18 protein-coding genes and 1 pseudogene are annotated in these 19,799 nt (G+C 69.5%); 3 read left to right on the plus strand and 16 right to left on the minus strand.

Annotation, left to right across the window (positions count from 1 at the left end):
• Positions 1–8: 8 nt before the first annotated feature.
• Positions 9–1,127 carry an ASPIC/UnbV domain-containing protein gene (locus AAF430_17725; protein MEM7412072.1) on the minus strand — a complete coding sequence of 373 codons (1,119 nt, stop codon included), beginning with the start codon at positions 1,125–1,127 and terminating at the stop codon, positions 9–11.
• Between the two features lie 3 nt (positions 1,128–1,130).
• Positions 1,131–3,086 (minus strand): VCBS repeat-containing protein, encoded by a 1,956-nt coding sequence (locus AAF430_17730; protein MEM7412073.1) that lies wholly within the window; start codon positions 3,084–3,086, stop codon positions 1,131–1,133.
• 254 nt (positions 3,087–3,340) lie between these two features.
• Between AAF430_17730 and AAF430_17735 the strand changes: the two genes are divergently transcribed.
• Positions 3,341–4,228, plus strand: a complete 888-nt coding sequence (locus AAF430_17735) for an SDR family oxidoreductase (GenBank protein MEM7412074.1) — start codon at positions 3,341–3,343, stop codon at positions 4,226–4,228.
• Here AAF430_17735 and AAF430_17740 read toward each other — a convergent pair.
• Complete coding sequence (locus tag AAF430_17740) at positions 4,225–5,529, minus strand: DNRLRE domain-containing protein (protein MEM7412075.1); 1,305 nt, start codon at positions 5,527–5,529, stop codon at positions 4,225–4,227. The two genes, AAF430_17735 and AAF430_17740, sit on opposite strands and share 4 nt — an antisense overlap.
• Positions 5,530–5,616: 87 nt before the next feature.
• On the opposite strand from AAF430_17740, the gene AAF430_17745 reads away from it, so the two are divergent.
• Entirely contained in the window at positions 5,617–6,039 is a 423-nt protein-coding gene (locus AAF430_17745; GenBank protein MEM7412076.1) for a hypothetical protein, read from the plus strand.
• A 12-nt stretch (positions 6,040–6,051) separates the two neighbouring features.
• On the opposite strand, the gene AAF430_17750 is transcribed toward AAF430_17745, so the two are convergent.
• The 9 genes and pseudogenes from AAF430_17750 to AAF430_17790 all read right to left on the minus strand — a co-directional run bounded on the left by AAF430_17750 (position 6,052) and on the right by AAF430_17790 (position 13,533).
• The gene (locus tag AAF430_17750) at positions 6,052–7,368 is read right to left on the minus strand and encodes an MBL fold metallo-hydrolase (GenBank protein ID MEM7412077.1); all 1,317 of its coding nucleotides are present in this window, start codon (positions 7,366–7,368) and stop codon (positions 6,052–6,054) included.
• A gap of 45 nt (positions 7,369–7,413) precedes the next feature.
• Positions 7,414–8,163 (minus strand): SDR family oxidoreductase, encoded by a 750-nt coding sequence (locus AAF430_17755; GenBank protein MEM7412078.1) that lies wholly within the window; start codon positions 8,161–8,163, stop codon positions 7,414–7,416.
• 52 nt (positions 8,164–8,215) lie between these two features.
• Complete coding sequence (locus tag AAF430_17760; GenBank protein ID MEM7412079.1) at positions 8,216–8,680, minus strand: VOC family protein; 465 nt, start codon at positions 8,678–8,680, stop codon at positions 8,216–8,218.
• A 108-nt stretch (positions 8,681–8,788) separates the two neighbouring features.
• Positions 8,789–9,553 (minus strand): SDR family oxidoreductase, encoded by a 765-nt coding sequence (locus AAF430_17765; protein ID MEM7412080.1) that lies wholly within the window; start codon positions 9,551–9,553, stop codon positions 8,789–8,791.
• On the minus strand, positions 9,550–10,260 hold the full coding sequence (locus AAF430_17770; protein ID MEM7412081.1) for a hypothetical protein: 711 nt from the start codon (positions 10,258–10,260) through the stop codon (positions 9,550–9,552). The genes AAF430_17765 and AAF430_17770 overlap by 4 nt, the downstream gene beginning before the upstream one ends.
• A 42-nt stretch (positions 10,261–10,302) precedes the next feature.
• Positions 10,303–10,677: a hypothetical protein gene (locus tag AAF430_17775; GenBank protein ID MEM7412082.1), complete on the minus strand. Its 375-nt coding sequence runs from the start codon at positions 10,675–10,677 to the stop codon at positions 10,303–10,305.
• A gap of 25 nt (positions 10,678–10,702) precedes the next feature.
• Positions 10,703–11,029, minus strand: a pseudogene (locus tag AAF430_17780) (hypothetical protein).
• Between the two features lie 12 nt (positions 11,030–11,041).
• The gene (locus AAF430_17785; protein MEM7412083.1) at positions 11,042–11,176 is read right to left on the minus strand and encodes a hypothetical protein; all 135 of its coding nucleotides are present in this window, start codon (positions 11,174–11,176) and stop codon (positions 11,042–11,044) included.
• A 77-nt stretch (positions 11,177–11,253) separates the two neighbouring features.
• Positions 11,254–13,533: an aconitate hydratase gene (locus tag AAF430_17790; GenBank protein ID MEM7412084.1), complete on the minus strand. Its 2,280-nt coding sequence runs from the start codon at positions 13,531–13,533 to the stop codon at positions 11,254–11,256.
• A gap of 109 nt (positions 13,534–13,642) precedes the next feature.
• Here AAF430_17790 and AAF430_17795 point away from each other — a divergent pair, with 109 nt between their 5' ends.
• Positions 13,643–14,527: a LysR family transcriptional regulator gene (locus tag AAF430_17795; GenBank protein ID MEM7412085.1), complete on the plus strand. Its 885-nt coding sequence runs from the start codon at positions 13,643–13,645 to the stop codon at positions 14,525–14,527.
• Here the strand turns inward: AAF430_17795 and AAF430_17800 are convergent.
• The 4 genes from AAF430_17800 to AAF430_17815 form a co-directional block, all read right to left on the minus strand.
• Positions 14,524–15,843 carry an NAD(P)-binding domain-containing protein gene (locus tag AAF430_17800; protein MEM7412086.1) on the minus strand — a complete coding sequence of 440 codons (1,320 nt, stop codon included), beginning with the start codon at positions 15,841–15,843 and terminating at the stop codon, positions 14,524–14,526. The genes AAF430_17795 and AAF430_17800 overlap by 4 nt on opposite strands.
• Positions 15,844–15,874: 31 nt before the next feature.
• Positions 15,875–17,329: an NAD(P)/FAD-dependent oxidoreductase gene (locus AAF430_17805; GenBank protein MEM7412087.1), complete on the minus strand. Its 1,455-nt coding sequence runs from the start codon at positions 17,327–17,329 to the stop codon at positions 15,875–15,877.
• A gap of 61 nt (positions 17,330–17,390) precedes the next feature.
• Entirely contained in the window at positions 17,391–18,872 is a 1,482-nt protein-coding gene (locus AAF430_17810) for a DEAD/DEAH box helicase (protein ID MEM7412088.1), read from the minus strand.
• A gap of 296 nt (positions 18,873–19,168) precedes the next feature.
• Positions 19,169–19,792 carry an MSMEG_1061 family FMN-dependent PPOX-type flavoprotein gene (locus tag AAF430_17815; protein ID MEM7412089.1) on the minus strand — a complete coding sequence of 208 codons (624 nt, stop codon included), beginning with the start codon at positions 19,790–19,792 and terminating at the stop codon, positions 19,169–19,171.
• Positions 19,793–19,799 lie beyond the last annotated feature (7 nt).

The following is a 19,799-nucleotide window of genomic DNA, read 5'->3' on the forward strand; positions in this document are numbered from 1 at the left end:
CGCCTCGTTCAGCTGCCCGCGAGCAGCGAGCGCAGTTCCGAGACGGATGGAACGCCCGCATCGGCGTAGACGACGTTCCCACTCCCGTCGACGATGATCGTGGCGGGCAGCGCGTCGATCCGCAGCGCTTCCATCACCGCCGCCTGCACCGCAGCGCGGTCCGTCTCGGGAAGCGGCATCAGCATCTCGTAGGCCGGCTCGTTTTCGTCGCGGTAGCGCTCGAGCTTCGCCGGGTCGTCGTCTTCGTCGACGGGCACGCCGAGCAGGGCCACGTCCTTCGCGTCGAAGGCGTCGCGCAGCAGCGCGATCTGGGGGAGCTCGCCTTTGCAGGTCTCGCACCAGGTGGCCATCGTGGTGAGCATGCGCAGCTTCGCGCCGTTGCTCGAACCGTAGGAGCTCAGCGCGAGCTTCTTCAGCGCGAGCGATCGGGGCGACGCCTGCCGGGCCTTCGCCGCGAGCCCGGGGCGCCGGTAGGGCTCGACGACGACCCCCGAACCGTCCGGCGATTCGGCCGGATCCTCATAGAGCGTGACCAGCGAACCCGCGTCCGCGGCGGCGACTTCTTGCAGCTTCCCCGAAGGCCAGCGCACCTGGAGGCCCAGCGCGCCCGGATCCTCACCGAGCCCGACGAGCAGCGTGCGGCTGTTCTGGGACGAGAACCCCTCTCCCGCGCGATGCTCGCGGACGATCCGGGAATCGCCCATCGTGAGCTCCACGCGGGCGCCGTAGCCATCGCGGTTCGAACGGGTCGGGTCCGGATCGCCTCCGCGATGGCTGCCCACGAAACGGAGCGCCAGCATCTCCCGGTTCGGGCCGAGGTCACCGATGCGGTTGCGGAAGAGCTGGAAGCTCGGCGCATTCGCGTTCACGACGGCGAGGTCGATGTAGCCGTCCCGGTCGTAGTCGAGGATGCCCATCGCCCGACCATCTGCCGGATGGTCCATCCCCGACAGCCCGGACACGTCCTCGAAGCGGCCCGCCGCTTCGCTGAGGAACAGGTTGTTGCGCTCGTTGCCACTGAACGACACGCCTTCGATGTAGCCGGCCGAGTGCGGCCCCTGGCTGCGATCGAAGATCGAGGGTTCCGGGGAGTTCGGATCGTCGCGGGCGACCGCCCGCCAGAACACGCTTCAGGTGTCGCCGGAGAGCGCGACCTCGCGGGGCGCGGTGTAGAAACCGTTCAGCACCGCGAGATCGAGGTAGCCGTCGTTGTCCACGTCGCCGAACTGAGAAGACCAGGACCAGCCCGTCTCCTGAACGGCGAGGCCAGGCGGCTTTCGCTCGGAGACCTTCTCGAAGGATCCGGACTGGTTGCGGTAGAGGTAGTTGCCCGCGGTCGCGTCGGCGATCTTCGGGTTCAGATACGTCAGCTGATCGGTGATGCGGGTGCCGGCCGTGCTGTACATGTTCGTCGCGTACAGGTCCAGCTCACCGTCCCGGTCGTAGTCGCCCCAGGATGCACCCATGCCGAGACCGAAGTGGGTGATGCCCGACTCTTCGCTCACGTCCACGAAGCGCCCCTCGCCGTCATTGCGAATCATGGCGTCGGGCGCGAAGTCGTTCGACAGATAGAGATCCGGGTCGCCATCGCCGTCGAAGTCGGACCAGGTCGCCTGGAAGGAGTTGCGCCAGGACGCGAGGGCCCCGGGGCTTCGCACGCGCGTGAAGCCCTTCGCCCCGCCATTGTGGAAGAGGACGTTCGGCGGACCGGCGCTGTCGTAGAAGACGTTCTGCCCGCCGCGGGTGCGTCGCTTGACCACCTCGGCGACTTCGCCCGGGTCCAGGAATCCCTTCAGCGTCCTCTCGGTCTGGCGCAGCGACGAATAGGTCGTGACGTAGAGATCGAGGAGGCCGTCCTGATCGTAGTCGGCAGCCGAGAGGCCGGACACGAAGTACGGCAGTGCCACATCGAAGCGCTCCCCGGAACGATCGGCGAATCGGCCGTCCACGTTCTCGAAGTAGAGGCTGCGTCGCTCGGTGCGCCCGAGGAAGAGGTCGTCGTCGCCGTCGTTGTCGAAGTCGGCGAAGAGCGCCGCCGAGCAGTAGGAATCGACGTCGATCCCGAGTTCGCCCGCCACCTCTTCGAAACGCCCGTTCCCCAGGTTGCGGAAGAATTGGTTCTTCCCGAGCCGCAACATCACGTAGATGTCGTCGAAGCCGTCGCGGTCGATGTCGACCACCGCGACGCCGGGCTGCCGGTCGTTGGCGGGATCGATGAAGTTGTCGTGGGGCAGTTCGAACGACTTTCCCGCGCGCGAGGCCAGGATGCGGTCCGCCACGAGGCGTTCGTGGATGTTGAAGCGCGCGCGGGAGCGGGCCTCGCGGCTCGGCAGCGCGAAGTCGACCACTTCCTCGAACAGACGCTCGGGCGCATCGAGACGACGGGCGTCGACGAGCTCCCAGGATTCGATGCGCCAGTTCTCGGACTTCGTGACGTCTTTCCCGGGCAGGGGCCGCCAGCGCATCTTCTGCATGGACTTCACCCAGGACAGCTCGCCCGACGCGAGCACCGCCAGCGCGGTGAACTTCACGTCCGTCTCGAAGCGCTCGGGATCGCCCGGGACGAACCGGCCGCTCTTGATCTTGAGCTTCGCGTGCTCGAAGCGGGCCACGCCATCGAGGAGCGGACGCCAAAGGTCGAGGTCCGGCGTCCCCACCGTCTTCGGGCCGACCACGGGCCAGTCCCGCACTGCGATCCCGACCGCGCCGAGCGCCGGCCCGGAGGCACTCTCCGCGGGTTCGGGTGCCAGATCCCAGACCTCGAGCACCGCCGGCCAGAACAGCTCGCGGGTGCGCGCGTCGGGGAGCTGGAGGTTCTTGATCGCGAACGCCAGCTCGCCGAGCTGCGCGCGCATCTGCTCGATCAGGTCCTCGGAGCGGACCACGGCGTCTAGACGCTGCTGGTCGTTCTCGGTCCGCGGCTCGGCGAGCATCGGGTTCTCGACGGGCGGCGGCGTGGCGCGCGGCGGCGGCTCGGGCTCGGACTCGGAGCAGCCGGCCAGGACGCCCGCCAGGAAGAGCGTGCAGGCGACGCCGATCGGGGCCGAGGCGAGGGGAGCGAGGATTCTCGGGAGGGGCAGCTTCACGGGATCCCGGGTTGGGGGCGCAGGCGACCTATCTTATCGGAACGCGCGGGCGGCGTCTGGAGTGCGCCTGAGGCACCACCGCCGTCTGCCTGCCTTGCCTCCCGTCACCGCCTGCTTCCATTGCCGAACCACTGCCTGCTTCCTTTGCCACCCACCGCCCGTCGCCGAGGCCGAATGCCCCAACGATCCCGCGCTCCGCACCCCCAACCCCCGTCCCCGCCGCGCGCGCGGGCGGAGCCGGCGGCCTCCTCGCGGTGACGGCGCCCTCCTCGCTTCAGGGCCAGCTCGCTGTCGTTACCGGATCGAGTCGGGGCATCGGGCGGAGCGTGGCCCACACCCTCGTCGGCGAAGGCGCCCGGGTGGTCGTGAACGGACGCCATGCCGACGCCGTGGAGCGCGTGGTGGGCGAGCTCGTCGCGGCAGGTGGCGACGCGGTGGGCTGCGTCGGGTCGGTCGCGGATTTCGACTTGGCTGGCAAACTCGTCGCCCAGGCGCGCGACACGTTCGGGCGTCTCGACGTGCTGATCAACTGCGCCGGCATCGCCGAGCCCGAAGGTTCCTCGATCCTCGATCTCGCCCCCGAGGCCTGGCACGAGCTGGTGGACTCCCATCTCACCGCCACCTTCCACACCTGCCGTCACGCAGCGCCGCTCTTCGTCGCCCAGCGCTCCGGCGCGATCCTCAACACCAGCTCCCACGCCTACCTCGGCCACTACGGGGGGACGGGCTACCCGGCCGGCAAGGGCGGGATCAACAGCCTGACGTTCGCGATCGCCGCCGAACTCCGCGAGCACGGCGTGCGGGCGAACGCGATCTGCCCGGGCGCCCGCACGCGCCTCAGCAGCGGCCCTGCCTACGAGGCGAAGATCCGAGACCTCCATGCGCGTGGGATCATGAACGACCTGCAGCGCGACGCGTCGCTTGCCCCCGATGCGCCCGGGTTCGTCGGTCCGCTCTACGCCGCGCTCGCCGGGCAACGCGCCGCCGCCTGGACCGGGCGTCTGTTCACGGCCGTGGGAGGCTACGTCGGACTCCACACCGGCGGGAGCGAGACCCTGCTGGCCTACCGCCCGACCGAGCAGGGTCCGTGGCCGGTGCCCGAGCTCGCCGCGGCCCTCGAACAGGCGACGCCCCCGAGCTAGGCGGGTGCGCGGCGACGCACCCGCCGGAGGTGACGGGCGGCGCAGGCCACCAGGAGCCCAACCGCCCCTGCCGTCCACACGGCTCCCCCACTCGGCACGGGCGTCGACGCGGCGCTCTCCACGATCAGGCGCGGCGGCAGCCGGACGATCGAGGTGCTCTCGCGACTGCCGACCGTGACTTCGTCGTCGTGGCCGTTCCCGCCGGACATGCCGTCGCGGGCCGAGCGGAGGTTGAAGCCGGCGACCGCCGCCTGGCTGCCCTGCAGCGTCGTGAGGTAGGAGGCCACGTCGAAGCGCACCGGCGGCGTGGTCGAGCTGAGCGTCACGGTGTCGACGAGGGCCGCGCCCGCGTCGGCGTCGGCAAGTTCGACGACGCCGTCCCCCTCGTAGCCGTAGAGCTCGAAGTCCGCGGAGCCGCCGCTCGTGGAGAGCTGGGACGCGTCGAGTTCGAGGGTCGCTGCCAGGATCGGTGCGCCGGGAAGCATCGCGAGATCGAACTCGAGCATCGCCCGGCGGGTGATGAAGATCGACAGGAACTGGGTGACCTGGCTGTGCGCTCGGAGCGACGAGCCCGTCGTCGTGATCGTGTCGAAGGTCCCATCCGTCGGGTCGTCGGTCGCGTAGCCGTCCTCGAGGACGGGCAGCCAACGCCAGATGTGGGGCGGCACCGCCGGCCCGCTGACGTCCCACTCGATCATGAGCTCGGGCGGGTCCGACGCCAGCTCCGACGCGCCGAAACGCAGCCGCGCGTTCGCCGAACTCTCGTCGGTGCGCAACGAGAGCCCCAGCGTAGGAACGCCCCGCGAGACGAGACTCTCGACGTAGCCCGTCACGTCCACCACGACGAACGCCGGAACGCTCGAGTAGAAGGTCTGACCCGCGAGGGTGTTCGAAGCCTCGGCGTCGCCGAGATCGATCGATCCGTCGGCCACGTAGCCGTGGACGTCGATGCGCGAGGGTGCGGTGCCACCGCCGAACTGGGTCAGCCGCAAGGTGGCCGAGGTGATCGTGGCGCCGACCGGAATCGCCGTCAGGTCGAACTCGAGGGCGCCGCGGCGCAACACGTTCTGGCTCGCGATGCTCTCGAGATCGATCGCCACGTCCGTCGCATCGATCGTGTCGAAGACGCCGTCACGTGGATCGTCGCTCAGCTCTCCATCGGCGATCGGTACCAGCACGGAAGTCGCCCCGAAGGCCCCGCTCGTCAACAGGACGGCGATCGCGGCGCCGAGCCCCCCGGCCACGCCCTGGCGTCGCGCCCGGACGAACGCCAGGCCCACGTCTCCCCACCGTTCACGCATCGGCTCACCCCCCGGTTGATTCGTCTGCGCGTCCTCGGGCAGTGTATCGGCTTCTCGAAACCGCCCCTAGCCACCCCGGAGTTCCCCATGGCCTCGAACAAAGCCACCGTCCAGACCTTCTTCGATTCGCTCTGGACCGACCCGGAGCTCGCGCGTTCGCTGGCCACCGAGGACGTCACCTGGATCACGACGCGCTCCATGCCCATCCCGGGCAACGAGAGTTCGATCGAACACCAGGGGTTCGAAGCGGTGCTCAATGTCGCCAACAGCGGGAAGGACCTCGATGTCGGGTATCTGCCCGAGACGATGGAGCACCCCCATCGCCTCTACCTCGAGGCCGAGGACGACCACGTCGTCTACCAGTTCACGATGACCTGCAAGACGAAGCAGGGCCGCGACTACATCAACGACTATCTGTTCCTGGTGAAGCTGCGCGACGGCAAGATCGCGCGCTTCCAGGAGTACTGGGACTCGAAGCAGGCCTTCGACCTGCTCTTCGGCTCGGGCTAGCGCGCGCCGCCCTTACTTCAGCACTTCCGCGAGCGAGGTGAACTTGCCGCCGCGCAGCAGCTTGAGCTGATGCTCGAGCCAGCCTTCGAGCCAGAAGTTCCCGGTCGTGCAGAAGGTACGCGCGTCGGCAAGCAGGGATTCGTGCACCTCGATGCACAGGGCCACGGCCCCCGCATGCTGGGGTTCGGCGGCGAGGACGATGTCGAGCAGGTGGAGCGCCGCCTCGCGCTCACCACCCGAGGCCTTCTTCCGGGCCCGCTCGACCACCGCGTCGGCTCCCGCGAGTTCCAGCAGGTCGCGGAAGACCGCCGACTGGGGCACGCCGTAGAGCTCCGTCGTCGACGCGTGCTTGAACCAACCCGCGTAGTTCTCCCAGATCGCGCGCACGCTCCACGAGACCATCCCGTAGCCCTGCCCCACCTCGCATTCGGGCGGCAGCGTGATCTCCTGCTGGAGGGTCGCGAGATCCTTGCCCTGGTTCATGCCCTTCACGACCGCGTCGTGGACGTGCTGGATGGCGTCGCGAATCGCCGTCACCTCGCGCTGGATCAGCTCGGCCCCGACGACCGGCGCGTGGTGGCCGTAGAGGATGGCTTCGGGCTCCAGGTCGAGGACGGTCTGGGCCGCCTCGGCGCAGGTGAGCGCGTCGCGGTAGCGGTCGCCGCGGATCGTCACGAGGTTCGGGAAGTGCCCGAAGGGACACCCGAAGAGATTCCCCGTGAAGCACAGCCGCGACTCCGGCAGCCAAACGATCAACGAGTCGTTGGTCTCGGCGCCCATTTGTCCGATCAGCACGATCTCGACACCGCCGAGCGTCAGCGTGTGGCGGTCTTCGAAGAGTACGTCGGCGGTCGGGGTGTCCTGGGGGTTCAGGTCGGTGTAGCCGGCCTCGGCGTAGGCCTGGAACACCTTCGGGAAGGTGTCGGCGAACCGGAAGGCGGAGCGCGCCTGGCGAAACCGCGTCAGTCGCCGGTCGTAGGACTGATGCTCCGGGTTGTTCGCGTGGGCCACGTACTGGAGCCCCGGGTTGCGGTCGCGGAAGAACTGGACGCCGCCGACGTGGTCGACGTGGCCCTGGGTCGTCACCACGTACCGGAGCTTGCCGTCGATCTCGCCGGCGAGTTCGCGGAAGTTGTGGTGGTGCACCGGCGCCTCGAACCCCATGCCGGTGTTGATCAGCACGTTCCCCTCGGACGTCTCGATCAGGTAGGTGTTCGAGTTGCCCTCGGACATCGACACGGAATCGTTGAAGCGGGTGCACCAGCCGAAGCGGGCCGCCTCGGGACCGGTCGGTCGACTCTTGTAGAGGGGCTCGCCTCGTTCGCTCATTCGGACTCCTATCTCGCCATGCCGGAACGCCGCGGGCGTCCGGCGCTACATCACCGAGTAGCCGCCGTCGACGTTGAGGGTCTGACCGGTGATGAAGCGAGCCGCCGGGCTCGCCAGGAACAAGAAGGTCGGCGCGACGTCGCCGGGCACGCCCCAGCGCGCCATCGGCACCCGCGCCAGTTCGGCGGACTCGATCGCCTCCATGCCCTTCGCCTTCATCACCGAGGTCATGTTCGTATCGATCAGACCGGGCGCGACGGCGTTCACGCGCACGTTCTCGCGCGCCCAGGCGACGCCCAGGTTCAGGGTCATCTGCACGATCCCCGCCTTCGCGGCGCCGTAGCCGGGTACCAGCGGCACGGCGCGAAACGCCGACATGCTCGCGCAGTTCACGACGCTGCCCCCACCCTCGAGCGCGCTCTTCGCGAGCAGGGGCTTCGCGCCGACGGCCAGGCGAAAGCCGCTGACCAGGTGCATCTGCAGGGCCTCGGCGAAGGTCTCGGGCTTCCACTCGTCCTTCGCCACGAGGTTCGCACCCGCGTTGTTCACGAGCACGTCGAGACGATCGAGGCCGCCGACGAGGGCGTCGAGGGACGCCGCGTTCGTCATCTCCGCGGACGCGTACTCGAAGCGCGACAGATCGCGGTCGTAGTCGCTCGCTGCGGCCTTGCGGCCGGTGACGAGCACTTCGGCTCCGGCGTCGGCGAAAGCGCTCGCCACCCCGTAGCCAATGCCCGAGGTGCCGCCCGTGACGAGCACCCGGCAGCCGGCGAAGTCGAACCGAACCGCGTCCATCCCTGGATCCCTCTCCTGGCTCCCTTCCCGATCCGCCCGGGCCGCGTCCGTGTCAGACGTGGGGATTCTGGTAGAGCTCGACCATCATGCCACCCTGCTCGGCCGGCCCCTCGAGATAGGCCCAGGCAATGTCGGCCGCGGGAAAGGCGTGAGACCACACGACCGAGAAGCCCTTCGACTCGAGCTTCTCCTGGGCGCTGGCGAGATCTTCGATCTTGAAGCGGACGTGGTGCACGCCCTCTCCGCCGCGGTCGAGGGCTTCCTTGTGGGGGCTGTCGCCCGACACCCACTCGATCAGCTCCACTTCGAGATCGCCCGAGCGCCCGAAGCCCATCCGCAGCTTCACGTCCGACGAGCGGCCGCGGTAGTTCGTGCCCTCGAGGTCGCTGTCCATCGTCTGGAAAGGGCCGAAGAGCGGTCCGAACGACTGGAGCGCCTTCTCGAGATCGCGCACCACGTAGCCCACCTGGTCGATGGGCGGCAGTCCGAGTTCGGCGGCGAGCGAGGCAGCGTCCATGGGCATCTCCTGGCGGGCGCCCATCATAGACGGGTCGTCGCGTCGACGCGCGAAGAACCCGTCCCGTCGGCAGGAAGGACCGGAAGTCCGGGGAAGGTCAGGCGCTCGTTAGAACTGGCCGGGCCGCAGTACCGCGTCGGAGCCGCCGTCTGCCCACATCACCGAACCGTGCACGTAGGACGCGGCGTCGCTCAGCAAGAAGCAGATCACCTGGGCGATCTCTTCGGGCTGGGCCGGACGTCCGAGCGGGATCGGAATGTCCCCCACGAACTTGCCGAGCACCGGGTGATCCGCGGAGCCCCGAAACAGCGGTGTCTCGGTGGTGCCCGGCGCAATCGCGTTGAGTCGTACGCCCGCCTCGCCCCAGGCGGCAGCGCGCTGCCGCACCGCGCGCGCGACCGCGTGCTTCGACATCGGGTAGGCGGCCGCGGCCGTCCCGCCCGGCAGCTCCTTCACTGCGCGCTCCTCGTCGCCGGCAAGCATCGCCTGGACGAAAGGGTGCTCGTCGGGGGAACCCAACTGGGCCGAGTTCGAGGAGACCACGACCGCCGCCGCGCCGGGCTGACCCTCGAGTGACTCGGCCAGACCGTCGAGCACAGCGAGCGCCCCGAAGTAGTTCACGCGCGGGACCAGATCGCCTTGCTCGATGTGCCCACCCACGCCGGCCGCCACCACGAGCTTCTGGATGCCGTCGGGGGTGGCCTCGCGAACGCCGGCGACGGCCGCCTCGCGCCCCTCGGGCGTCGAGACGTCGGCGACGACCTCTGCGTCGCGCAGGTCGACCCCGACGACACGCATGCCATCGGCCTCGAGCAGCGCGCGGACGGCTTTGCCGATCCCCGATGCCGAACCCGTCACGACCGCCACGCTCATCCCGCCGGTACCTCCACTTCCTGAAACTGTTCCCCCACCCACCGGTACTTCGGCGCGATGTAAGCCACCCAGCCGGCGAGGGCGACCGCGACCGGCAGCTTCGGCAGCAACGCGAAGGCCGCGATCCAGGCCGCAATGAATCCGATCCAACGCAGCCCTGCGTAGAGGATGTGTTTCGGCGAGCGGAAGCCACGCGGCCCCAGGAACCAGCCGTTCGCCATCAACAACGACGAGAACAGCGGCCAGGGGATCCCCCTCGAATCGAGGGGCGGGTCGGTGTCCAGCGCGGCGTCGCCCTGGGTCCCGTCGCCCGCGAGGGCCTGCTCGAGGCGAGACCACACGTACTCGGCCGTGGGTCGCTCGGTGGCGCCGCCCATGTTCTGGTGGGTCGGGACGCCACGCCAGCGATAGAGCACGCGGCCCCCCGCTCCGACGGCCAGGACACCGGGCTGGAAGTAGCCGTTCGGGTGGGTGACTTCGAAGTCGGCGTCCGAGGCGGCGACGCTCCTCTCGAGGAACTCGATGCGCTCGTTCACGAACAGATCCACCCAGCCCCGTTCGCGACAGGTCTCGGCGATCTCGTGGTGGGGATCACCGACGGTTTCGAAATCGAGCTCCCAGTCCGTCCGGGCGCGGGCGCTCAGCCCCTGCGGTTCACTCGAAACCGCGTAGATCTCGCCGCCCGCGGCACGCACCTTCGCGGCCACCCCTTCCTTCACGTAGCCCCGCAACTCGGAGCGACAGGGCGGTCACCAGAAACCGCGATAGAAGACGAGCACCACGAAGGCGTGCTGCGAGAGCGCGCGGTCGAGCCAGCTGCGCCGCGCGCCCGGCGGCGGGTCGAGCTCGGCCTGGGGCGAGCCGCTGACCGGAGCCGCGTCGTCGGCCAGCTGCACTTCGTAGCCGGCGTCGCTCGGCGTGACGCGGAAGGACTGCTGCTCACAGCGATCGCCGCCACACAACACGAGACGCAGCTCGCGCGCGCCGGCACTGGCCAGTGCGGCGTCGGGGTCGAGGATCCCGGTCACCTCGAAATCGAGGTCCTGGGTGCCGTTCCACCAGGCGAGCGCCGCTTCGACTTCGGCGGCGAGCCCATCGGGAATCGTGGCTTGGACTTGGGCCATGAGGCCTCCGGGTTCGGGCGCGAAGTTACTTGGCGCGGCTCGCGAGAATTCCGAGCAGGCGCAGGGTCTCGTCCGGGTCCATCCGGCCCACCGGCGAGCTTCCGTACATCGAGGCCATCACGCGCCCTTTCTGGGTCAGGATGAACTCGCTCGGCTGAATGTGATCGCGGCGCTCTTCCCACCAGGCGCCGATGCGGTCGCCGACGTCCCGCGTCACGCCGTACCCGACCGGGTAGCCGAGATCGGCCGCCACCTTGGCCGTGTCGTCTTCGGAGTCGACCGTCGCGGCGAAGAGGCTGGTTCCGAGCTTCGAGAACGCATCCCGGCGTTCTTCATAGCCGGCGAGCAGCCGGCGACAGAATGGTCACCAATGGCCGCGATAGAAGAGGACCACCGCGTACGGCGTCTCGATGTCGTCGGGCAGGGTCACCGACCCACCCCCGACGAGCGACAGGGTCACGCTCGGGAAGGTGTCCAGCAGATTCAGTTTCTCGGCCATGGCGGGCTCCCGGCGGGGCGCGAAGTCCACAGAGTGGGTGCTTCGTCCGGGAACGGCAAGCCAAAACCAGGCGTCGTTCAGCCCTCGGCCGCGATGGCGTTGAGGGCCGAGCCGGCGCGAAACCAGACGAGTTCAGCCGATGTGTAGGAGTGCTCGAGGAGGATCTCGGTGGTCGTCCCGTCGGCATGACGAATGCGCCCCTCCACCGGCGCGCCCTCCCCGAGCGTGGCCAGCCCGGTCAGGTCGATGCGGTCGTCGCGACCCACCCGGTCGTAGTGGGCCGGATCGCGGAAGGTCAGCGCCAGGATCCCCTGCTTCTTGAGGTTCGATTCATGGATCCGGGCGAAGCCCCGGGCGATCACGGCCGCGCACCCCAGCAACCGCGGCGAGAGCGCGGCGTGCTCGCGACTGCTGCCCTCCCCGTAGTTCGCGTCGCCGACGATCACCCAGCGCAGGCCTTCGGCCTGCCAGGCCCGCGCCTGGCGCGCGACGCCTTTGCGCGTCGTCCCGAGGAAGGCGTCGATCGCTCCACTCAGCAGGTTCTCGCTGAAGCGCTCGAGGTGACCGCGGTAGCGCAGCCACGCGCCGGCCGGCGAGATCTGGTCGGTGGTGGTCCGGCCGGCGGTCTTGATCAGCACGGGGAGGTTCTGGAAGTCGCGCCCGTCCCAGGCCGGCCAGGGTTCGAGCCGCTGCAAGCGCTCACTGTCCGGCGCGATGGTGAGCGCGACGCCACGACCATCCGCGGGAGGAGCCACGTAGGCGTCGCTCGCGCCGGCGAAGCCGTCGGGCGGCACGTCCGGCGCGGGCGTGGGCGCGTCCAGCCGGAAAGCTCGACCCTCCCGATCCACGAGCGTGTCGCGGGTGGGATCGAAGGAGAGGCGACCGGCGAGCGCGAACGCCACCACCAGCTCGGGACTCGCGATGAACGCCTGGGTGCTGCGCCGCCCGTCGTTGCGCCCCCGGAAGTTGCGGTTGAAGCTGGTCACGATGCTCGATGCAGCGTCGGCGTCGCTGCCGTCCTGGCGACGCCACTGCCCGATGCAGGGCCCGCAGGCGCTGGCGAGCTCGCGGGCACCGAGGCTTCGCAACGCCTCGAGCTGGCCGTCGCGTTCGACCGTGGCCCGCGTTCGCTCCGATCCGGGCGTCACCCAGAGCGGCACCCGAGCCTGGACGCCGTGCTCCGAGGCCTGCGCGGCCACTTGCGCCGCCCGGGTCAGGTCCTGGTAGGACGAGTTGGTGCAGCTGCCGACCAGCGCCGCCGAGAGTGCGTCGACGACTTCGCTCTTCCCGGTTCGCACCTCGTCGGCGAGCTGGGAGAGGGGGCGCGCCCGATCGGGCGCGTGGGGACCGACGACGTGGGGTTCGAGTGTGGAGAGGTCGAGGTCGATGACCTCGTCGTAGTGCGCGCCGGGATCGGCCTCGACCTCGGGATCGGCGCTCAGGTCAGCGGCGTGGGCCGCCGCGAGTGTTGCAACCGCGCCGCGTCCCGTAGCCCTGAGGTAAGCGCAGATCGCGTCGTCGGCCGGGAACACGGAGGTGGTCGCGCCGACTTCCGCTCCCATGTTTGCGATCGTCGCCTTCCCGGTCGCCGCGAGGGTGCGGGTTCCAGGCCCGAGGTATTCGAGGATCGCGTGGGTGCCGCCGGCAGTGGTGAGACGTCCCGCGAGCCAGAGAATGACGTCCTTCGGAGACGCCCAGCCCGAGAGCACACCGCGCAGGACGACGCCGATTCGGCGCGGATAACGCAGTTCCCAGGGCAGACCCGCCATCGCCTCGACCGCGTCCGCCCCGCCGACGCCCACGGCGCAAGCCCCCAGCCCGCCGGCGTTCGGAGTATGCGAGTCGGTACCCAGAACGAGCGCGCCCGGAAACGCGTAGGTCTCGAGAACGACCTGGTGAATGATGCCGGCGCCCGGTGCCCAGAAACCGGCGCCATAGCGTGCCGCGGCCGAACGCAAGAAGGTGTAGACCTCGTCGTTCTCGCGACGCGACGCGGACAGGTCCGACGCGGCCCCGTCACGGGCCTGCACGAGATGGTCGCAGTGGATCGAGGTGGGGATCGCGACGCGCTCCCGCTCCAACTGGGCGAATTGGAGCATCGCCGTCTGCCCCAGGACGTCTTGCAGGACGACCCGGTCGGGCCGCAGCACGAGCCGGCTCTCGCCGGGGCAGAGCCTGCCGCGCGGCGGCTCGTGCAGGTGACCGAACAGGAGCTTGTCGGCCAGCGTGAGCGGTCGCCCCAGGTGGGCGCGGGCTTCGCCCACGCGCTCCGCCAGGCGTGCGTAGACCCCCGCCGCCTGCGCGGCGAGGCCGTCGGTCGGGTTGGCGGCTTCGTCGGATCGGGGATGGGCATCCATGGGGAGACCTTCGCCGGACCGCGCCTTCCCGTAAAATGGATTATTCTGATGAATTGATGCATTTCGATCATCAATGAGATCCGCCCGCTCGCACCCATCCAGGCCCAGCATGCACGTCGACATTCTCGGACTCGAAGCATTCCTCGCGATCGCCGAGCACGGGCGCTTCACCCCAGCGGCCCGCGCGCTGCACATCACCCAGACCGCCCTCACCCGCCGTCTCCAGCAGTTCGAGGCCGACCTCGGCGTGGCCCTGGTCGAACGCACCACACGCTCGGTCGGTCTCACTCCGGTCGGCGAGCGTTTCCTGCCGCGGGCGCGGCGCCTGCTCGGCGAGCTGCGCGCCTCGCTCGTGGAGCTCCGCGAGACGGGTCGGGCCGAGCGCGGCGACGTCGCGATCGCCTGCGTGCCCACCGTCGGCGTCCAGTACCTGCCCCGAGTGATCCAGGCCTATGCCCGCGAGTACCCCGAGAACCGGGTGCAGATCCTCGACCACGCCTCGGCCCACGTGATCGAAGCGGTGCGGCGCCGCGAGGTCGAGTTCGGCATCGCGATCGCCGGCGCACTGCCGACCGAACTCGAGAGCAAACCTCTGCTCGAAGATCGCTTCGTGCTCATCTGCCGACGCGACCACCCGCTCGCCGAGCGCAAGCGCCTGGCCTGGCGAAAGCTCACGGGTCACCCCCTCGTCTTCGTGGGCAGCGCGAGCGGCAACCGCCCGCTCCTCGAAGCCGCGCTGACCGACGCTCCGCCACGCCTCGACGTGCAGTACGAGGTGCAACGCAGCTCGACCGCAGTCGGACTGGCCGCCGCAGGTGTCGCGGCGGCCATCGTGCCGGCGCTGGCCGTCCAGGCCGGGGCCCACCCGAAGCTGCGGGTGGTTCCCCTGGTCGAACCGGTGGTCTCGCGGAGCCTCGTGCTGGTCACGCGCAAAGGCGGCGAACTCTCGCCGGCGGCGGCCGCGCTCTTCGCGCGGCTACGCCGGGGCATCTAGAGCCCGCCGGCCTCGCGCCGCAGCCCCTCGACGTAGAAGTTGCACATCACGGGAAGCGTGGCCTGCAACGAAACCGCCCGCGTCGCGCGCTCCTCGCGCGAGGGCAACGCGAACCTTCCGGAGAGTAAGCGGGCGAGCCAGCGGCTCTGCTGTTCGGCGAGCGGCCACAGCGCACACATCACCCGACAGCAGCCCAGAAAGAAGAGATCGTCGAACGAGGGATGCGCGATGCGCTGGTAGAGCGCCAGGTCGGGCGCGGGCGCCCCGAGGATGTCGTCGCCGAGAAAGGGAAAGCCGAGCTGGTAGCCCGTCCCGTAGAGCAGCACGTCGGCCTCGACCGCACTCCCATCGGAGAAGACGACCGTCTTCCCGTCGAAGCGCTCGATCCCGGGTCGCACCTCGATGCGACCGGCCTGGAGCGCGGGAATGAAGTCGAGCGACATGGTGGGGCGGTCCTCCCAAGGCTCGATCGTGGGTTCGGGCAGGCCCAGTGCGCGGGCTCCGCCGAGCTTCTCGCTCTGGGCGCGCAGCATGCCGCCGAAGAGCTTGCGCATGGCCCAGGCACCGTCTTCGGGCGAGAGCTGGCGAGCCTCCTCGGGCAAAGGGGCCGACGGGTGGAGCGACTTCGCATCGAGAGGTTCCCCGTCGATGACCTTCGGTAGCACCCAGCGCCCGGACCGAGCCGAGAGCACGACCTTGGCCGCATGGCCCGCCGGTGCCTGGGGATCCGAGAGCTCGGCGGCCACTTCCGCCGCGCTGCTGCCGAGACCCACCACCACCACCTGCTTTCCGCGACAGTCCACCGGTGCGCTGGCATCGAGATAGTCGTACACGTGGAGCTGGGCGCCGGCGAAGTTGCCGCGAGTCGCGTCGTGGGGCCGCTTCGGCGTGTGGTATTGGCCCGTGGCCACGGCGACGACATCGAACTCGCGGGTCTCGCCGTCGCCCATCTCGAGCCGCCACCCCCCGCGGTCGCGGGGCGTCGCCTGCTCCACCCGCTGCCCGAAGCGAATGTGGGGCCACAGGTCGAAGTGCTGCGCGTAGGCTTCGAAGTACGCGACCATCTGCGCGGCGCTCGGATAGACCGGTGCGTCTTCCGCGAACGGGAAATCCGAGTACGCCATGCCCCGCGTCGACGTGTTCGTCTGCAGCGAGCGATAGCCGCCGCCCGGGGCGTCCTCCACGTTCCAGATGCCACCCACGCCCTTCCCGGCTTCGAGGCATTCCACCGCCACACCGAACTCGCGCAGCGTCTTCGTCGCGGCGAGACCACAGGGCCCTGCGCCGATCACGGCCACGCGGGGGGAAGTCGTCATGGGAGGCTCTCCCGGGTGGGTTCGCGGCGAACTAGCCGGCGACGCGCCCGGTCTCGAAGGAGCCGAGATCGTCGCGATCGGCGCGCTCCCGATAGACCGAGAAGCTGTGGGGCCACTGAGTGACGATGCGCCCGGACGGGCTCCGGTAGTAGCCGTTGCAGCCCGCGTGGAGGACGTCGATGCCCCCGAGCTCCTGCTGCAGCTCGTCGTTGAATCGGTCCATCACGTCGCGCCGCACGTCGATCCAATCGGCGCCGGACTTCTCCGCCTCGGCGACGAGCCGCAGGGCGTAGGCGATCTGGAACTCGAGCATCAGGAGGATCGAGTTGCCCCCGTTCGTGTTCGGCCCGTAGAGCATGAAGAGGTTCGGAAACCCGTGGGTCGTGACCCCGAGGTACGCCTCGGGCCCGTCGGCCCAGGCCTCGCCGATCGGAACGCCGTGGCGCCCCGTCACCTCGATCCCGCTCACATAGCGCTGGGTGTGGAAGCCCGTCGCGAGCAGGATCGTATCGACGTCGCGTTCGATGCCGTCCTGGGTCACCACGCCGTGGGACGTGACCCGCTCGATCGGGACCGTGACCAGCTCGACGTTGTCGCGATTGAAGCTCTGGAGATAGTCGTTCGAGATCAGCGGGCGCTTGCAACCGAACGGATGGTCCGGCGTGAGTTTCGCGCGCAGCTCCGGATCTTCGACCACCTCAAGCGCCTGGCGCCCGATCTCTTCGGCGGCGCGAAACGGCTCGGGATTGCTGTAGGTGAGCGCCACCTCGACGATCTGATAGATCTCCTCGCGCCGCGCGGCCATCAGCTCCGGGTGGGTTCGGAACCGCTCTCGTTCGGCATCCGTGTAGGGATCGTCCTGCTTCGGGAGCACCCAGTTCGCGGTGCGCTGGAAGACATGGAGCCGTTCCACCCGGGGCGCGACCTCCGGCACGAACTGGACGGCGCTGGCCGCGCTTCCGATGACGGCGACGCGTTCCCCCGCGAAGTCGTGGTCGTGGTTCCATTCGGCGGAGTGGAAGCAGACGCCCTCGAAGGTCTCGAGGCCGGCAATGTCGGGACGTGCCATCTCGCCGAACATCCCCACGGCGCTGATCACGTACTGGGCCTCGACCGCGGCTCCGTTCTCGAGGCGCAGCTGCCAACGCGCGCGCCCCTCGTCCCACTGGGCAGCGGCCACGCCCGTCTCGAGGCGCAGGTGCGGCTCGAGCCCGTAGGCGTGGGCGGTGCGCTCGAGGTAGGCCTGGATCTCGGGCTGGGTCGCGTACGGCTTCTTCCACTCGGGGTTCGGCGCGAACGAGTAGCAGTAGAGATGCGACGCGATGTCGCAGGCCGCGCCCGGGTAGGTATTGCGGTGCCAGGTGCCGCCGACGCGCGCTGCGCGGTCGAAGATCAAGAAGTCCGTGCGACCGGACTCTCGCAGCTGAATGCCTGCGCAGAGCCCGCCCGCTCCGGCTCCGATGATTGCGAACTGCGTCCGGGTCACGTCCGACACATCCACCTCCGACTGAGCGCGGGAAGGGATAGCGCAGACGGACGCGGGCTCTCTAGCGACTCACCGAACGCGGCTTCGAGCGCCGGCGCGCCGCGGGGCGCGGCTTGCGCGCGCGCTTCGGCTTCGGGCCCCCGGCCCGCTTCGGGTCCGTGCGTCTGGACTCGTTCGCTTCCGAGCGCCCTGCCCCCTGCGTGCCCGAGCGTCCCGAGCCACTCGCCTCCGAGAGCCCGGCTCCGTTCGCGCCCGGACGCCTCGCCCGGTTCGGCTTGGATCCGGTCGACTTCGGTCGACTGGACTTCGCGCGACCCGGCTTCGAGTGTCGCCCACGGTTCGCGTGGGGGCGGCCGGAGCGCTTGCCGCGGCCGCGCTCCTCGGGCTCGGCTTCCTCGGCGCCGCCGACCACGCCGCGCACGGGGATCGACGACCCGAGCGCCCGCTCCGTGTCGCGCAGCCAGCGCCGGTCGGCGGGCGTGACGAAGGTGCAGGCCTTCCCCGAGGTTTCCGAACGGCCGGTCCGACCGATACGGTGGGTGTAGGCGTCGCTCGTGTCCGGAACGTCGAAGTTCACCACGTAGTCGATGCCCGCGACGTCGATGCCACGCGCCGCGATGTCGGTCGCGACGAGCACGTCGAACTTGCCCTCGCGAAAACCCGACATGGCGCGCTGCCGCTGGCCCTGGCTCATGTTCCCCTGGAGAGCGACGGCCTTCAGGCCCAGTTCGGCCAGCCGCTGGGCCGTCCGCTTCGCGCGGTGCTTGGTGCGCGTGAAGACGATCGCCGTGGCGCAGTCGTCCCCCGCCAGCACCTGGTCGAGCAAGTCGCGCTTCCCGGTCTCGGGAACGCGGTAGAGGAAGTGCTCCACGTGCTGACTCGGCGCGGACGGCGCGAGTTCGATCACCTGGGGCTGCTCCAGGACCTGGTTCGCGAGCTTGCGGATCTCGCGCGGCATCGTCGCCGAGAACAGCAGGTTCTGCCGGTCCCTCGGAAGCCCTTTCAGGATCCGCTTCAGATCGGGAAGGAAACCGAGGTCGAACATGTGATCCGCTTCGTCGAGAACCAGGGCCTCGATCGAGCGCGGGTCGAAGACGCCTTGCTGCATCAGGTCGAGCACACGGCCCGGGCAGCCGACCACGATGTCGGGACGGCGCTTCAGCTGACGGACGTTCTTGCTGACGGGCACCCCGCCATAGAGCGAGACGACCGAGACCTTCGTGAAGCGGGACAGCAGTCGCAGCTCGCGTTCGATCTGACTGGCCAGTTCTCGGGTGGGCGCCAGGATGAGGGCGCGCGTGCCGCGACGCCGCTCGGCGTGGGCGCGCTGGATCAGCGGGAGGGCGAAGGCCGCGGTCTTGCCGGTGCCGGTCTGGGCCAGGCCGAGCACGTCGCGCCCTTCGAGCGCCGCGGGCAGGGTCTCGGCCTGAATCGGTCGGGGTTCACGGAAGCCCGCAGCGGCCAGGGCCTTCTGCAGCGCGCGGTCGAGGGGCAGGTCTTCGAAGCCCCCGGGTTCGAGGGAATGCGCAATTGCGCTGGACAATGGAGATCTCCAGGTGCCGTGGAGCGAATCGGTGCTCCGGGGCACGGCGTGCGTTCTCAGACAACAGAGCTGAGAAAACGAAACTGGGGCGGCGCGCCTCGGGTATGCGTGGGCGCTGCTGTCGCCGCGTGGGTCAGAAGTGAGCCGGTTGCTGGAAGCCGTCGGTTTCGGGGTCTTGGAATCGAAGCCGCAGGTCGGGTTCCGTGGGCTCGGATCGGGACAACTGCCCGAGATGCGAAGGGTTTAGCCCAGGTTCCCGGGCCATGCCATCGACGCGTGGGCGACCCCGCGGTGCGTCAGAGGTTCTCCTGGTAGTCCTGCTCGATCGCCGCGTCGATGTTGTCGATCATCTCGCGGTCCTCCTGGCGCGCCAGCCGCTCCGCGAAGATCTCTCCGAAGGACACCTTGTGAGGCGTCCAGGTCTCCGGCTTCCACAGGGACGAACGGCGGAACGCCTTCGCGCAGTGGAAGAAGACCTCCTCCACGGTCACCCGGATCGCCACCAGGGCGTCCTGACCGCGCGCCGCGAGAACCGACAGCACGTCCGGATCCGCGGAGATCGTCGCCCTGCCGTTCACGCGCAGGGTCTCCTCACAGCCGGGCACCAGGAACAGGAGCCCGACCTGGGGGTTCTCCAGGATGTTCTCCAACCCCATCAGCAGCTTGTTGCCCTTGCGGTCGGGCACCAACAGGGTGTGATCGTCCAGGATCGCGACGAAGCCGGCGTCGTCGCCTTTCGGCGACACATCCTGATGGCCCGCCGCGTCGGCGGTGGAGAGCAGCAGGAAGGGCGAGCGTTCGATGAACTCCCGCGCGAAGCGATCGATCCGATCGTCGATCTTCCCGGATGTCGCCGGCGAGGCCGTTCCCATCCGCTCGCGCAGCTGCGCCACGGTCGTGATCTGGTGTTCCTGCGACATGCGGAGG

It is taken from the genome of Myxococcota bacterium (genome assembly GCA_039030075.1).
In the GTDB taxonomy this organism is placed as follows: Bacteria; Myxococcota_A; UBA9160; order UBA9160; family SMWR01; genus JAHEJV01.